The sequence below is a fragment of the Clostridia bacterium genome (assembly GCA_026414765.1).
In the GTDB taxonomy this organism is placed as follows: domain Bacteria; phylum Bacillota; class Clostridia; order Acetivibrionales; family DSM-27016; genus SKW86.
Genome location: JAOAIJ010000019.1, coordinates 22,956 through 36,124, shown reverse-complemented (window position 1 = coordinate 36,124; position 13,169 = coordinate 22,956). Strand labels below are relative to the sequence as shown.

The window sequence follows — 13,169 nt, the reverse complement described above, 5'->3', positions numbered from 1 at the left end:
TTAAACTAACTAATATATTATTTCCCTATTATAACCTATTGCACGTAACATTTCCAATGCCAGGGTAGTATGTACTGACAATAAGTGATAAAATATTTGAAAACAACACTTGGAAAGGCTGATTTCCATGAAAATTAAGAAGGTTATAGATATTACCAGAAGAATACACACGGATATGGTCATATGGCCGGGTGACAGGAGTGTTACAATAAAAAGGGAAGCCCTTATAAAAAACGGCAATGTCTGCAATCTTTCATCTATAGAAATGGGTCTTCATACAGGTACACATATAGATGCACCCTTCCATTTCATAGATGAAGGCTGCGATATAGCTTCATTGGATATTTCAAAGTATATAGGAAACGCAAAGGTATTTGAGGTAAAGTCGAGAAAGGCTGTCACTGCTGGAGATTTAGAGAATCTTGCAATTAATGAAAATGATATAATACTTTTTAAGACAGCCAACAGTAATTTACCTGAAGACTGCAAATTTGCCAGAGGTTTTGTATATCTGGATGAGTCTGCAGCAAACTATCTGGTAAGTAAAAAAGTCAAATCTGTAGGCATAGACTACCTTGCTATAGATAAGTTTGACTCGTCTGATCATCCTGCACACCATATACTTCTGGGAAATAATATAGGTATCATGGAAAGCTTGCTCCTGAAAGATGTGCCGGAGGGAGAATATTTCCTATCCTGTCTCCCTTTAAAGATAACAGGTGTTGATGGCTCCCCCGTAAGAGCCGTACTCTTAGAAATAGAAGGGTAATACCCAATTGAGCCGGACTAAAAACACTCTCTGTATCTGACTCCATATTTTATTCTCTGTCTATGATCTTGTATATGACCACCGCCGCATCCGCTCTGGTTACAGTATCCCAGGGAGCAATCACCTTTTTCCCGCTCTTTGTTTTCCCCGTCATTACACCTTCACCAAACATGGAGGCAATATTATTTATAACACCGGCGGATACATACTTTTTGTCTGTAAATCCATCAAGTATTGACAAATCAAACTCACGTAAAGGTTTATCGATTGCTTTTAGTGCCCTTGAAACAAACACTGCCATATCCTGTCTTGTTACAGCTCTCTCAGGATAGAAACAGTTGTTTTTACTTTTTGTGATAATACCCATTTTATCTGCAATCATAATTTCTTTATAGTATGTATGTTTTGAAGTAACATCGGCAAATGAGCCTGCTACTGTTTTATTCAGTTTTAAGGCCTTTACCAGTATATATGCAAATTCTCCCCTTGTTATCTTTTCATTCGGCTTAAAATAGCCTCCTGATTTAGCTTTGAAAACTCCTCTGCTTGCAAGATTTTCTATTTCGCTCTTTGCCCAGTATGCAGCCGGAACATCCTTAAATGAAACACCTTTGAGAGTGCTGACATACACTTCCTTACTATAAGCCGAGTCCCCCGAATTATCAAACATACAAACTCTGTAATAATACCCCGTACCAGGTGCCAGTCCACTGTCCAGGTAGGAGGCGGTATTTGGGAGCGCCTGTCCGACCTCCTCGTAAGTCCATGAGTTTCCGGGCCTTCTTTCTATTCTGAAACCCAGTTCATCATTATAGTTATCCTTCCAGCTTATCTTTATATTGCTGGAAGATATGGCTTTTGCCGAAACATCCGACGGTGAAGCCGGCAGCTTTGCAGAAGCCTGTATTTCTTCACTATAGGTGAAAGATTTGTAATATGTGCTTTCATATACTTTCACCCTATAAAAGTATTGTTCTGTATTACTCAGGTTCTTATCGGTATAACTGCTGGTGTTCGAGGGAAGAAAAGCTATTTCTATCCATTTCCCGTCTATACCGGCTTTTCTTTCGACAGCAAAACCTGTCTCATTTCTTGAGTTATCCTCCCATATAAGTTTTATCTCCCCGCCCGTAGAAACTAAAGCCTGTAAGCCTGTAGGCGGATTAAGCTGTACCGTCCATACACCTGCCTCGTTTGTAAAAGCGGAGTAAGCATCATTATAAAGCATGTGTCCCCTGACTTTATAGCTATATGACAAATCTGAAGAAACGTTGCTATCCGTATAGCTTGTTACGTTACGGTCAACAGAAGCATACTTTTCCCACTTTGCCTCCGTTCCTGCCTTCCTCCATATTTCAAATTCGGTTTCGTTGTTTGAGTTATCCTTCCACTCAAGCTGCACCTCAAAGTTTGATGAAGCTACTGCCGTCAGGTAGGTCGGTTCCATCAGGTATACACATTTGACTGTGATTTCCTCTGTATAATTGGAGTAGTTTAAAACCGGTATAGCAACAGGACTTTTAGCCCTGATTCTATATGTATATGTATTATTTGTAGTCAATCCCGAATCAACCCATGAGACAGCGCCCTGTCTTGCAGTGCCTACAACCCGGAATTCTCCGTCTTCCCCATCCTTTCTTTCTATATCAAAATAAAGTGTTCTGTCTGAAGTATCTTTCCATGATAGAAAAATCTGTGTCGATGATGCGGCATAGCCGTAAATATCAATAGGTGCATTCAGCTTTGTAAATACCCAGCTTCCTGATTCATAGGGACAATAGGCTGAAAAAATATTTGAATTATATACAGCTTTTATCCTGTACCAATACTGTATGTTTGTCCCTAGCCCTTTATCACTGTAATTGTTGGTTCCTGCCGGCAATGTGGCAATAGCATGCCAGGAGCCGTTTGTTCCTCCTGTCAGACTTCTTTCTACAACTGTGTCAAAACTTCTGGATCCCGGATATGTCCAGGTCAAGTCAATCTGTGATGAAGATACTGCTGTAACCGTCAATGTAGCGGGCCTGTCGATAATAGAAGTAGTTACAGATACCTCATCTGTATGTATTGTAGAATTGCCCGAGGAGTCAATAGACCTTACCCTGTACGTATAAGTCACTCCCGCAGATGCATTGTAATCATTCCACTCCCTGCTGTTTGCAAAAGTAGAACCCACCTCGGTAAATGTACCGTTATCGGCTTTCCTGTCTATTCTATAGCCTGTCTCATTACTTAGAGTATCGATCCAGGTCAATTTGATCTGTCTGCCGTCTACAATAGTCAGTGTAAGAGCAGAAGGCGCCGCTGCCGCCGATATCCCCCCCACAGGAAAAATAACCGCCATCATAGCTATTATTAACGTGTATATCAATAAATTATTACTTATTCTCTTTATCATTAATATTCCCCCGGGAAGCATAGTGAATATATGGGCTCTATTTATTATAGAATATCGGCAGAATAGGTATATGAATAAATAGGTAATTAGGCATATAATAAATTGAAAAAAATTCCTCTTGAAAAGTATAGCTTTTTTTAGTATACTAATAGTCGCCGCTTTTTAGTGGCTATATGTACCCATAGCTCAGCAGGATAGAGCGTCGGTTTCCTAAACCGCAGGCCGGAGGTTCGAATCCTCTTGGGTACACCAGATAATAACCGCTTGTGCGTAGGCGCAGGCGGTTTTATTATTTTCTTAGGCAAAATAAACCGACGCTTTTTTTCATAGAATTTGCATATTGAGGTGATATTATAAAACCAGGCGACCCAATAATATACAAAAAATATACCGGTATTATACGCTATGTATATACCGGGTATTGTATAGTAACATTATATTATTATCATGGTTTAGATAAAGTAGATAAACGTATAGATATGTGTGATCTGAAACCTGGATATGAGCAGATAAGAATGAAAACGTTTTAGCCTACAGCATTTCTATAATCTTTATTACAATAATATGATTGAGCCCTGAGACATGACGGATAGTTTTTACCTGTGTTGCCACACTTCCTGTTTACTTCTATATTTAAACAAAAACACCAATCAAACTCATTTATAGATTTAGAGCGGTCCGGGCAACCTACACACTTTTTATCCATATACACTACTCTCCTTTCAATAACTCTCTATATTTTTCATATCCTTTGTATCCTTCGCTTAGAATATCGTCAAGACATTCTTTAAATGCTTCTTTAAGTTTATCATTCTCTTGTTTTAAAGCTGGATAGTTGTTACATGCTTCTACTATGTACTCAGCATTTGCTTTAGAATATTTATTAGTTTCTACCCCACAATCCGCAGCAACAAGTCCGGTTGTGTAGTTATCAATTATATAATGTCTACTGTTTATATGTGGATACGTTCTCCATGGTAACGGACTATGTTCACTCATATCACCTATTCCCCTTTCTTATTTGGGTTGAACCTCAACAGTTTTTTCTTGTTCATTTTTCCACTTCAAAAACTTTATCAATTCCGCTACATCATCTAAATCAATGTTGTTTTCTTCACAAAACTTTAGTAAGTTGTTTATTAATGGCTCAATATTTCTATCTTTCCTCATCTTCCCTTACCTCATATAATATCCCCTTATTTGGGTTGAACCTCAGATTGCAAAGCTTCTAATTCCTTTTCCAAATACCATACCTCAGAACGTTCACAACCACAAAGCCCTACATCTGAATCCCTAAAATATAGTCCTTGTAGTTTTATTAATATTTCTTCAATTCGTTCATTCTTTTCTTCAATAGTCATAATTGCCTCCTACCGTTTCCAGTTTACACTTTCAATGTATTCTCCATGGTTGCAGTATATAATATCTGCCTTTGAATGACACTTTGGACATTCCACAAAGTCTATGCGTTTTGATATTTCATTTACATCATCATAGCAATTCATTTCGGTTTTACATGTGAAACATTTCATCTTCACTTACCTCCTATAATATCCTTTAGTTCCTTAACTACCTAACAACTGTTACTTTATATTCTCCGTCATAGTCTATATATCCTCTTGTCCATATGCCGTTATTGCATTGTAAATCAATACCGATACAAACTTTCTGTTTCAAAACTTTTATTCGGTATAACCATTTCAGATAAGATAATCTGCTTATGTTATACTTTTTATAATAGCTATACTTCGGAATATTCATTCTATCACTTCCTTTCTATAATATCCTTTAGTTCCTTAACTTGTTTTTCTAAATCAGATACCCTATTTTCAAGGCTTACAGTGTCTTTTTGCTCAAACTCTATAATAGCCTGTGAGACATTTTCAGACTTCTTATATCCCCATTTGTCGTATATTGCAAGTGCTTCTCTTGATAAGTCTATGGTCTTTTTCATGCCTTATATCCTCCTTTTGATAATCTAATTATATCATAATGTTTTATTTCTGTAAAGATTGTGTTTGACAATTTTAATAAATTATGATAAAATTATTATGAGGTGAAAAGTAATGAAAGTAATAAATTATTGTTTTACTTGCCATAAGGAACATGATGTAACTGAACTTGATGTAATGGCAAAAGGAATGAAATGTGATTGTGGGGGTTACTATGTTACTCCTAGCGGTAAATGCATGAGCAAGTTTATACCTGAAACAGACGAAGATTATAGACTACTGGGAGTTGAAAAGAAAATAAAAGTGTGGAGCATAGAACACGCTGACGAAGGTATGGGTTGGACAGATAATACACCTACATCATTTCAATACGAACTGGAAAACGAATTAGATTGCAATAGTGAATGTGGATATAGCAAAGAAGATATAAACCCATTTATTGAACAAATAGGAAACATGGAACTAGGAAAAGAAATACAACTAGGAGTATTTAAGATAAAATGCAATGAAATGCTTGAAAAAGAGTTTATTGCATTACCTGAGTTTACAGGATGGTAGTTTTACCACTTCCCACATCTAATAGTGTGGGTATATATGGAGAAATTCCAGTAATGTAGACCAGCAGTATGATTCCAATCGAATCTACCGAGAATTGGATAATACCGACTAATCATTACTGACATGCAGCAAGTGCAGCTGGGCTTGCTTTTTATAGTAAGAAAGGAGATAGATAGAGTGGAGTATACATGAAAGAAATAACAAGCCTAAATCAATGTAAAATTGCGTTACAGTGGTTTAAAGATAATAACTATATATTTTTATGTGCTGGTGGTATGGAGGATGGCAGCCCAGGATTTATAGTAACTTTTATAAAAAATGACAAAAGCGGGCAAAGAGTAAGTATATTTACAAGAGATGCGAAGATAGAAAAGTACATAATGAAAACTGAGCCGTGGTATTGGTATATTGAAAAGAAATAAGGGTGACAGTTAAGCCACCCATTTTTTATGTCTGTTTTTCGGCCTGTCTTTTTACCTGATTTAACCCTACTGAAGCAGCACCAGCAAGTATCCCTTGTATTACTCCATTAACATCTTGTGATACTACTACAAGCCCCAAAATAGCCCCTAGGACAATCACAACAATAGGAATAATCCAATTAGCTATATTAGGGATAGACTTGATTATATAGCCTATTACCCACAATACAGGGATAAGTATTAAAGCTTCTTTAGTTATGTACTGCATAATATCCATAGTTAAGCAGCTCCTTTCTGATATACAGCATTTATAAGTTTTTTAAGAGGAAATTTTTTGCCGGGACATGTTTTATATTTAGCATATTTATTATGTGACTCTATAGGGAATGACTTCTTGTACCGCTTGTTTATATCCTTTATCAGGCTGACAAGTAAATCAAACGCCTGTTTAGGCAGATCGTCAATGTCGTAGTTCCCGACTACACATATACCGATAGACTTTACATTCATACCTTGTTCTTTGGTGTGGGCTCCTTGTACATTTTCTGCACGGCCTTTCTGTATTACCCATTTATCACCGACACGCTCTATACCCCAGTGATATCCGTTGTTGCTCCATCCATTATGTTCAATATGATATTTGGTTATAGCGGTCCAGTCTACAACCTTACCATCCTTAGTAAGGCTATGGTGAATTATTATAGATTTTGGATTATTTCGCATAATACACCTCAACTAAACTTTCTTATAGATTTTGGCTCTTTAGGTTGATATAGCCAAAGCATAGAAGGCCATAAAGCAACCCTTGAAGATAATGCAGTTATTCCAATGCTCATAGCTTTCATTACTGGCTTTGGATAGTCTTTTTGATAACATTTATACGCTACTATACCAAGCACTGTATACTGGATTATCCTTTCGGGAATACTTAAAATAAACATTTCAGCAGTTGAAAAAGTTGTTATACTCTTAAGAATCATATACAAAAATACATATGAACTTTCGATTAACGCAGACCCTAACACTGTTAAAGCCGTAGCCAATACGTAGTTACTTAAGTTAGCCCATGTTATACGGCTATAGCTTAAACATAGTATTAATGCAATTATAGGTATAGCAATAAATACCCTGTACCCTGGCATAAAAATATAAACCAGAATAAGCATCCCTACTGTCAATAAAAATGAGCAGATAAATTTTAGCAACAAATTTTCTCCTTCGTTATACACCATGCTCTTACGGCATATAACTGTAACAAATAAAAAGAAAAATAATGTCTCGACAATTGTTGATAAGATGTTGATAAATAGTTCCATAAATACCCTCCTTATTTTGTTGGAATAATCTGTATTACCTTATTTAAGAAAACATATAAAGTACCTACTACACCAGAAACTAGGGTTAAAGATGATAATATGATTACTATAAGCAGGCCAGTTGACATATGCTTTTGAACTTTGTCTTTGCCTAGTCGCTTAATGTTAATAGTTTCATCATCAATTAACTGACTTACTTTACCCGGGAGTACTTCAAGAGCCGTTATGCGTTTGTCGTGATCTTCCCGCGCTCTAACAAGTTCCTCCACCATTTTATCCATTTTTTCTTCATGTTTAGCTGAATACTCGTTTCTCGTTTTTAGCTCTCTAGTTAATTCCCTTATTTCACTTATAACTTCTTGTTGTGTACATTCATGCATCCCTTTACCTCCATCCGCTTGTGTAATATCGTAGCTGCGTTGATAGCGGTAATTATAATAAAAGAGGACTATTTTATTAGCCCTCTAATGCTTGTTTAGCAATCTGTAACATTTGTAACCTTAATCTGCGTTTTTCTTCAATGTTATCAGTTGCCTTAATTATTTTATTGATATCATCAATTTGTTTTTTGTACTTTCTCATTATGCTGACTTCTTTTTCTTCAGACGTTGTTTGTCTTGTGTCAAGTTTACCAGATACACCTGATAGAAAATCCTTATCATTAGCTTTAATCTCTAACGAATTAAGCTTATTGTAAAAATCATTCATAATGTCATTATTGTAAGCCGGGTCCACTGTAAACTGAGATTTTAAAGTATCAATTACACTTTTACCTTTTGTTGTAGCTGGTAAACCAAGCTGCGCTACTCCACCAAGGTACGATTTCGCGGTTGCATCTATCTTCTTTGGAGATATATTAAACAGGTTTCCAATAAACTTTCCAGGCTCGCTTGTATTTTCGTCATATTGATATCTTGGTGAAAGCTTTAACATACTTTGATTAACTATAGGATTTCCTCTCCAATCTTTACCTTCAGGACTTGACCATATGTCATATGCTGGCATAAACACTGGCTCTGTTGGTGGCTTAAAATTCTGTTTTATAGTATCTGCAAACCTATTAAATGCTTGAGGGTCATTGTCTTTAAATGATCGCAATAGTCTTTCTATAAGCGCCCCAAAAATTACACCTGCTTCTCTTGGCTTTGGTATTTTCCAAAAAGTTCCGTCACCTTTTGGTATGTTATAGTAATTGTCTTTTTGATAGTCACTTAACATTTTATAGTCAGTGTCATCATGGTTCATAGCGTAAAGTATCATTGTTGGAATAGTAATAGCATATACAGATTTTACTAATGAATTTAGCGCATTTTTGCCATTCCCCCGCATTGGATTGTATACCCTAATTTCTTTATCAAAACCCTGTAATGCAGCGTTTAAATAAGGTATAAACGCATCTGCTTCTTTTGCTACGTTTCCCTTTCTGCTAAAATTTACAGTCAGGTCTTGCGACTCAAACAATGCCTTATCAATGCTGTTTCCATTTTTAATATTACGCTTAAACTCGGCAAGCCTTGGTGCAACTTCAAGAGTATTATTCAAACTTTCTATTCCTCTGTAGATTTTGCCTGGAACACTTGCCACTTTTCTTAAATTTGATTTTGGCAATATGTCTGCTTTAGCTTTTGCAAGTAAGTTTCTGTCACTTGATATAGAAGATACATGCCCACCTCCACCTATATTTTTAAAGTATGCCATAGGTTCGCCACCCTTGGCAAAAAGTTCCTGAAATGTTTCTGGTAATAGTTTTGAACGTCCTAAAGGCTCAGCTATTGTATTCCCTATAGCCTTAGTCAAGTCCCATAAATATTGTGCATACCCTAATGGATTCATGCCAATTGTCTTACTGTTTATATAACCAGTCGCCAAGTCTCTCCACACGTTGCGAGCTAATCCAAACACAGGGTTAATACCGGTTGTTAATGTTTTCATCATACCAGTGATTTTACCAACACCCCTAATAATTGCAGTTGCTTGCTGCGGATTAAGATTTGTCAAAGCCTTTAGTAAATCAGGGTCGTTAACTTTCATATGCACTGGTGCGCCATTCTCCATTACAGTAACAATATTTGCGCCGCTTTCTATAGCTCCACCTCTATTTGCAAAGAATTGTTGACGTTCCCAAGGCTCATTAAACTTATTAACTAGTCCGTCAATACCTTCTTCTTGAAGTATTTTGTTTATATCAGTTATTGCGTCATTAGATAAGCTTGCTGTTTTTGGTGGAACTATTTCAATTATTCCACTATATTCTTCCGGATTCATACGAACATCATTTAAAATTGATTGTGCAACCTCGTTACGCTTTGCAGCTTTTATATACTGGCCTGTTTTTTGTATTGTAGACTCTATTGGAGGAATTATTTTTCTCTGACTTCCTGTAGCTTTTTTTATTGGATTCTTCTGGTTTACAAATCCTTTTTTAGCAAAAATGCCTGCTCCCTTTTCAATATCTTCAAATTGTCTTTGAAACGGGACATAATCCGGGTCAAGTTTTACCATGTTATCAAAAGCTTCAGGAGATATTATTCCAGAGTCTACAAGCCATGTCTTAGTTAAGTCTTGGTTATATTTTATATACTCATCACCTAACTGTTTAAATTGCGGATGCATTGCCTCATATTCTGCAACTTTAGCCCTGGACTTTTCAGGTGTCATTTTTGCTTCGTCTGGAAATACTTTTTTGCCTTGTTCCATCCAATAAGAAGCACGCCTATTAATTAGATAATCCTCAAAATTATTTTCTAAGCCTTTTGGAATGCTTTTAGTAATGTCTGCCAAGCTTTTACCAACTACTTCACCGTTTTTATTAACTAATCCAGTAGTCAATGATCTATGAGCTATCATGTCAGCTTGCCTAGAATTCAAAGCTTTTATGTAGGCTTCATCATTTGTTTTGCTAATAGGATACAAATCATCAATTAATGATGTATAGCCTTTTTGTGAGACATTCTTAATGTTTGTATTTGGTTTAGTAGTTTTAGTCGCTATATATTTTTTTGTGTCTGGTATGGCATCATCTATCAGCGTATTTTTTACTGTTTCTTTTTCTGCTGATGTATGTAATTTACCAGTTTTTATTTTATCTGCTATTATTTTTATTCCTTTACCTATACCATACGCTGCCACATCTCCTGCAGCACCTAAAGCAGCACCAGCAGCAACACGTTTACCTATATTTGCAGCACTTTCACCACGAATTACACCTTCAACAGTTTCTAATCCTGCGCCTGCAATTGCACCTTCAGCAGCTTTTTTGCCTATATTAGAAGATATTTTTTTAATAATAGGTTTTGCTACCATACCTGTGCCTTTTGTAGCCAGAGAACCTGGTGTAACATAACCTAATAATGTGCCTGCTGTATATGCACCTGGCTGTTGCTCTTTGGCTTTTTGCATAGGATCAATTTGTAAATTTTCAGTGCCGGCAGGCATATTATTTTTATAAAGAGTATTTGCTAGTGTACTTGCGGCTCCTAATGTTGCAGCATCCCCAAAGCTAAGTATTGCAGCATCTGATTTAGAATAATCTTTATTAGATAAATCATAGCTATTAAGTTTTGAATATGCTTCAGGATATTTTTTTGACCAAGTGTCTAATTCTTGTCTTGCTTTCTTACCTTCTTTTGTTTCAATGCCTAAAAAATTCCTTGTTTTAACAGGTGTTTGCCCTGGTAAATATCCGTATTTAGGAAGTGAATTGTATTCTTCAGGTGTAAGCAATGACTTTACCTTGTTTTGCGTGGTGTTTTTTTCTTTGGATACTTGCTCAGTAGTCTTATTATTTACAAAGTAATCACCCATCATATTAGGCGTTATTTTAGTTTTTGACTTTACTTCTTCTACTTTAAGACTTTTTTCAACAGGAGAAAAGCCGGATTGCTCCGGCTTAGTCTGTTGCTTAATTTGTTTCCGTTCTGCATCATATTTACTTACATCTGAATTTTTTAGTTTATTTCTTTCTGTATCATACTTAGAAATATTATTGGCACTAGATAGCCTTAGTGCCTCTCTTTCTTTTGCATATTTGCTTGGCATGATATCATCTCCTTGTTATAGCAATCCGTATCTAGCAAGTAGTTTATCTGTAGCTGAATCATATTCTGGTGTGTTGGGATATAGGCTTAATATGTAACTTCTTAAAGCTGTTGGATTTGCAACAACAATTTCGTTTGTGTCTGGGTCACGTCTTACATACATACTATTATCTATTTGGGCAACATAGTTGTTGAATGTCTGATTTGCTAAATTAACTTTATCCTGTTCCTGCTGCGCCAAATAATTATTCTGTTGATTAACTGCTTGTGTTGCATTCGTATTAGCATTTATCCTGCTAGTCTTTGCCTGATATTCATCAATACTTATTTGTTTGTTCTGCAAGGCTCTATTTAATATATCTTGCTGCTGCTGGTAGTTAAATTGTTTCAACCACTGGTCATCAAGAACTTTATCCCTAGATACCTGATAATTGTAATTTCTATTATCCTGCTTTACTTGGTAATCAAACGTTTTATCCCTGTAAGAGTTATCTGCATTAAACTGCTGCATTGCCATTGTAGGAGCGCCGTTATAGTACCCTGTTACTCCTGCTAATGCCAAACCGTTATTAAAATTTTGATTCTGCGCTGCTAATGTCTGTTGATTACTTCCAGGCATAGTACCAAAGGTATTAGCATACTGCATCTTATTACCAAACACATTTTGTAACGCTTCAACTTGTTTTGCAATAGCTGCTGCATCTAAACTAGAAGTAGCGTTTGCTATGTCAATTGGTCGTTGTGCTTGTAATTGAGTTAATGCATTAGCAACCTGGTTTAACTGGTTCCCTCTTTCACGCTCAATGCTGCTTGCATTATTCATCCTTGAAGCTATAGCCTGCGTATTCTGCTGGTATGCATCCCCACCCCTATATACTCCGGCTTGTTCTGCTGCTGCTTGTATTGCCGGTAAAGCTTGAGTATAATACATATTGTCATTTTGACTTAATGCATTATTAGCGTTTTGGTTAATAGAAGCAGGAGCATTTTGGTATATACCCATTGCTTTGTTATAAGCATCATCAATTTGAGCTATTTCATTAGCTCTTAGAGCATTTTGCCAATTACCTATCATTGACATATATGCGTTAATATCAAGTGACGGATCTTTTTCTGGCTCTGGTGTTTTGTAGGTTAGGCTGCCTTTATCTTGTCCGTATGGATCTGTCCTTGTTGTCGGCTGTAATCCCCAACTACCACCTCCTACATTTTTACCATTTACTGTACCTGTAACCGGAACTCCAAATAAATCAGCATCGCCAAAATATCCACCTCGTGGAGAATTGGCTAATTTTTTTGTGGCACTTCCAGGGGTGTATACACTACCTGTCATTTCACCATTTACTGTACTTGTAGGTTTCCCTCCCATTGTAGATGTGTCGCCATATCCGTATGTCGGACTTCTACGCATTTTTTTTAAAACGTCATTTGGGTTTGGCTCTTTTTCTTTTGGGTATATGTATGCCATATTTGCACTTCCTTTCTTGTTTTTTGAGCATAAAAAAACCGCTCATCCCTGAACGGTTATTTGCTGATAATTATTAAGTTTTTGTTTACACTTTTTACATATGTGCTATAATATATTTAAAGGTAATCGAATTCGCTGATGCGGTTGCCACATACGTGATTAAACTATATAATCACTCTGCGGGCTGGCAGGGTGATTATTTCTTTGTCCCTAAAATTACCTTTGAATAAAACGGTTGCAATAAAAAAC

At 36.4% G+C, this 13,169-nt stretch carries 17 protein-coding genes and 1 tRNA gene; 4 read left to right on the top strand and 14 right to left on the bottom strand.

The window, feature by feature from the left end; all coding sequences use genetic code 11:
• The first annotated feature begins 127 nt into the window (after positions 1–127).
• On the top strand, positions 128–769 hold the full coding sequence (locus N3I35_06855) for a cyclase family protein (protein MCX8129802.1): 642 nt from the start codon (positions 128–130) through the stop codon (positions 767–769).
• Positions 770–818: 49 nt separating this feature from the next.
• Here the strand turns inward: N3I35_06855 and N3I35_06850 are convergent, their stop codons facing one another.
• Positions 819–3,167 (bottom strand): S-layer homology domain-containing protein, encoded by a 2,349-nt coding sequence (locus N3I35_06850; protein MCX8129801.1) that lies wholly within the window; start codon positions 3,165–3,167, stop codon positions 819–821.
• 175 nt (positions 3,168–3,342) lie between these two features.
• On the opposite strand from N3I35_06850, the gene N3I35_06845 reads away from it, so the two are divergent.
• Positions 3,343–3,419, top strand: a tRNA-Arg gene (locus N3I35_06845).
• A gap of 274 nt (positions 3,420–3,693) precedes the next feature.
• On the opposite strand, the gene N3I35_06840 is transcribed toward N3I35_06845, so the two are convergent.
• The 7 genes from N3I35_06840 to N3I35_06810 are packed head-to-tail and all read right to left on the bottom strand — an operon-like array spanning position 3,694 to position 5,121.
• Positions 3,694–3,873 (bottom strand): hypothetical protein, encoded by a 180-nt coding sequence (locus N3I35_06840; GenBank protein MCX8129800.1) that lies wholly within the window; start codon positions 3,871–3,873, stop codon positions 3,694–3,696.
• 5 nt (positions 3,874–3,878) lie between these two features.
• On the bottom strand, positions 3,879–4,166 hold the full coding sequence (locus N3I35_06835; GenBank protein MCX8129799.1) for a hypothetical protein: 288 nt from the start codon (positions 4,164–4,166) through the stop codon (positions 3,879–3,881).
• A gap of 18 nt (positions 4,167–4,184) precedes the next feature.
• Complete coding sequence (locus tag N3I35_06830; GenBank protein MCX8129798.1) at positions 4,185–4,337, bottom strand: hypothetical protein; 153 nt, start codon at positions 4,335–4,337, stop codon at positions 4,185–4,187.
• Positions 4,338–4,363: 26 nt separating this feature from the next.
• A complete protein-coding gene (locus tag N3I35_06825) occupies positions 4,364–4,528 on the bottom strand; it encodes a hypothetical protein (protein MCX8129797.1) in 165 nt (54 codons plus the stop codon).
• Positions 4,529–4,537: 9 nt separating this feature from the next.
• Positions 4,538–4,699: a hypothetical protein gene (locus N3I35_06820; GenBank protein ID MCX8129796.1), complete on the bottom strand. Its 162-nt coding sequence runs from the start codon at positions 4,697–4,699 to the stop codon at positions 4,538–4,540.
• A 37-nt stretch (positions 4,700–4,736) separates the two neighbouring features.
• Positions 4,737–4,928: a hypothetical protein gene (locus tag N3I35_06815; protein ID MCX8129795.1), complete on the bottom strand. Its 192-nt coding sequence runs from the start codon at positions 4,926–4,928 to the stop codon at positions 4,737–4,739.
• 4 nt (positions 4,929–4,932) lie between these two features.
• Positions 4,933–5,121, bottom strand: a complete 189-nt coding sequence (locus tag N3I35_06810; GenBank protein MCX8129794.1) for a hypothetical protein — start codon at positions 5,119–5,121, stop codon at positions 4,933–4,935.
• A 112-nt stretch (positions 5,122–5,233) separates the two neighbouring features.
• Here N3I35_06810 and N3I35_06805 point away from each other — a divergent pair, with 112 nt between their 5' ends.
• Entirely contained in the window at positions 5,234–5,677 is a 444-nt protein-coding gene (locus N3I35_06805; protein MCX8129793.1) for a hypothetical protein, read from the top strand.
• A gap of 188 nt (positions 5,678–5,865) precedes the next feature.
• Positions 5,866–6,099: a hypothetical protein gene (locus tag N3I35_06800; protein ID MCX8129792.1), complete on the top strand. Its 234-nt coding sequence runs from the start codon at positions 5,866–5,868 to the stop codon at positions 6,097–6,099.
• 25 nt (positions 6,100–6,124) lie between these two features.
• On the opposite strand, the gene N3I35_06795 is transcribed toward N3I35_06800, so the two are convergent.
• The 6 genes from N3I35_06795 to N3I35_06770 all read right to left on the bottom strand — a co-directional run bounded on the left by N3I35_06795 (position 6,125) and on the right by N3I35_06770 (position 12,920).
• Complete coding sequence (locus N3I35_06795) at positions 6,125–6,376, bottom strand: phage holin family protein (GenBank protein MCX8129791.1); 252 nt, start codon at positions 6,374–6,376, stop codon at positions 6,125–6,127.
• A gap of 2 nt (positions 6,377–6,378) precedes the next feature.
• Complete coding sequence (locus N3I35_06790) at positions 6,379–6,822, bottom strand: peptidoglycan recognition protein family protein (GenBank protein ID MCX8129790.1); 444 nt, start codon at positions 6,820–6,822, stop codon at positions 6,379–6,381.
• An 8-nt stretch (positions 6,823–6,830) separates the two neighbouring features.
• Positions 6,831–7,415, bottom strand: coding sequence for a cyclic lactone autoinducer peptide (locus tag N3I35_06785; GenBank protein MCX8129789.1), 585 nt, complete (start codon positions 7,413–7,415; stop codon positions 6,831–6,833).
• A gap of 11 nt (positions 7,416–7,426) precedes the next feature.
• Positions 7,427–7,795, bottom strand: coding sequence for a hypothetical protein (locus N3I35_06780; protein ID MCX8129788.1), 369 nt, complete (start codon positions 7,793–7,795; stop codon positions 7,427–7,429).
• Positions 7,796–7,871: 76 nt separating this feature from the next.
• Entirely contained in the window at positions 7,872–11,453 is a 3,582-nt protein-coding gene (locus N3I35_06775) for a hypothetical protein (protein ID MCX8129787.1), read from the bottom strand.
• Positions 11,454–11,468: 15 nt separating this feature from the next.
• On the bottom strand, positions 11,469–12,920 hold the full coding sequence (locus tag N3I35_06770) for a hypothetical protein (protein ID MCX8129786.1): 1,452 nt from the start codon (positions 12,918–12,920) through the stop codon (positions 11,469–11,471).
• Between the last annotated feature and the right edge of the window lie 249 nt (positions 12,921–13,169).

Excerpts from the sequence above, each read along its gene's own strand:
- N3I35_06855 (MCX8129802.1), top strand. The coding sequence starts at position 128 with ATGAAAATTAAGAAGGTTATAGATATTACCAGAAGAATACACACGGAT.
- N3I35_06850 (MCX8129801.1), bottom strand. The coding sequence starts at position 3,167 with ATGATAAAGAGAATAAGTAATAATTTATTGATATACACGTTAATAATA.
- N3I35_06840 (MCX8129800.1), bottom strand. The coding sequence starts at position 3,873 with ATGGATAAAAAGTGTGTAGGTTGCCCGGACCGCTCTAAATCTATAAAT.
- N3I35_06835 (MCX8129799.1), bottom strand. The coding sequence starts at position 4,166 with ATGAGTGAACATAGTCCGTTACCATGGAGAACGTATCCACATATAAAC.
- N3I35_06830 (MCX8129798.1), bottom strand. The coding sequence starts at position 4,337 with ATGAGGAAAGATAGAAATATTGAGCCATTAATAAACAACTTACTAAAG.
- N3I35_06825 (MCX8129797.1), bottom strand. The coding sequence starts at position 4,528 with ATGACTATTGAAGAAAAGAATGAACGAATTGAAGAAATATTAATAAAA.
- N3I35_06820 (MCX8129796.1), bottom strand. The coding sequence starts at position 4,699 with ATGAAATGTTTCACATGTAAAACCGAAATGAATTGCTATGATGATGTA.
- N3I35_06815 (MCX8129795.1), bottom strand. The coding sequence starts at position 4,928 with ATGAATATTCCGAAGTATAGCTATTATAAAAAGTATAACATAAGCAGA.
- N3I35_06810 (MCX8129794.1), bottom strand. The coding sequence starts at position 5,121 with ATGAAAAAGACCATAGACTTATCAAGAGAAGCACTTGCAATATACGAC.
- N3I35_06805 (MCX8129793.1), top strand. The coding sequence starts at position 5,234 with ATGAAAGTAATAAATTATTGTTTTACTTGCCATAAGGAACATGATGTA.
- N3I35_06800 (MCX8129792.1), top strand. The coding sequence starts at position 5,866 with ATGAAAGAAATAACAAGCCTAAATCAATGTAAAATTGCGTTACAGTGG.
- N3I35_06795 (MCX8129791.1), bottom strand. The coding sequence starts at position 6,376 with ATGGATATTATGCAGTACATAACTAAAGAAGCTTTAATACTTATCCCT.
- N3I35_06790 (MCX8129790.1), bottom strand. The coding sequence starts at position 6,822 with ATGCGAAATAATCCAAAATCTATAATAATTCACCATAGCCTTACTAAG.
- N3I35_06785 (MCX8129789.1), bottom strand. The coding sequence starts at position 7,415 with ATGGAACTATTTATCAACATCTTATCAACAATTGTCGAGACATTATTT.
- N3I35_06780 (MCX8129788.1), bottom strand. The coding sequence starts at position 7,795 with ATGCATGAATGTACACAACAAGAAGTTATAAGTGAAATAAGGGAATTA.
- N3I35_06775 (MCX8129787.1), bottom strand. The coding sequence starts at position 11,453 with ATGCCAAGCAAATATGCAAAAGAAAGAGAGGCACTAAGGCTATCTAGT.
- N3I35_06770 (MCX8129786.1), bottom strand. The coding sequence starts at position 12,920 with ATGGCATACATATACCCAAAAGAAAAAGAGCCAAACCCAAATGACGTT.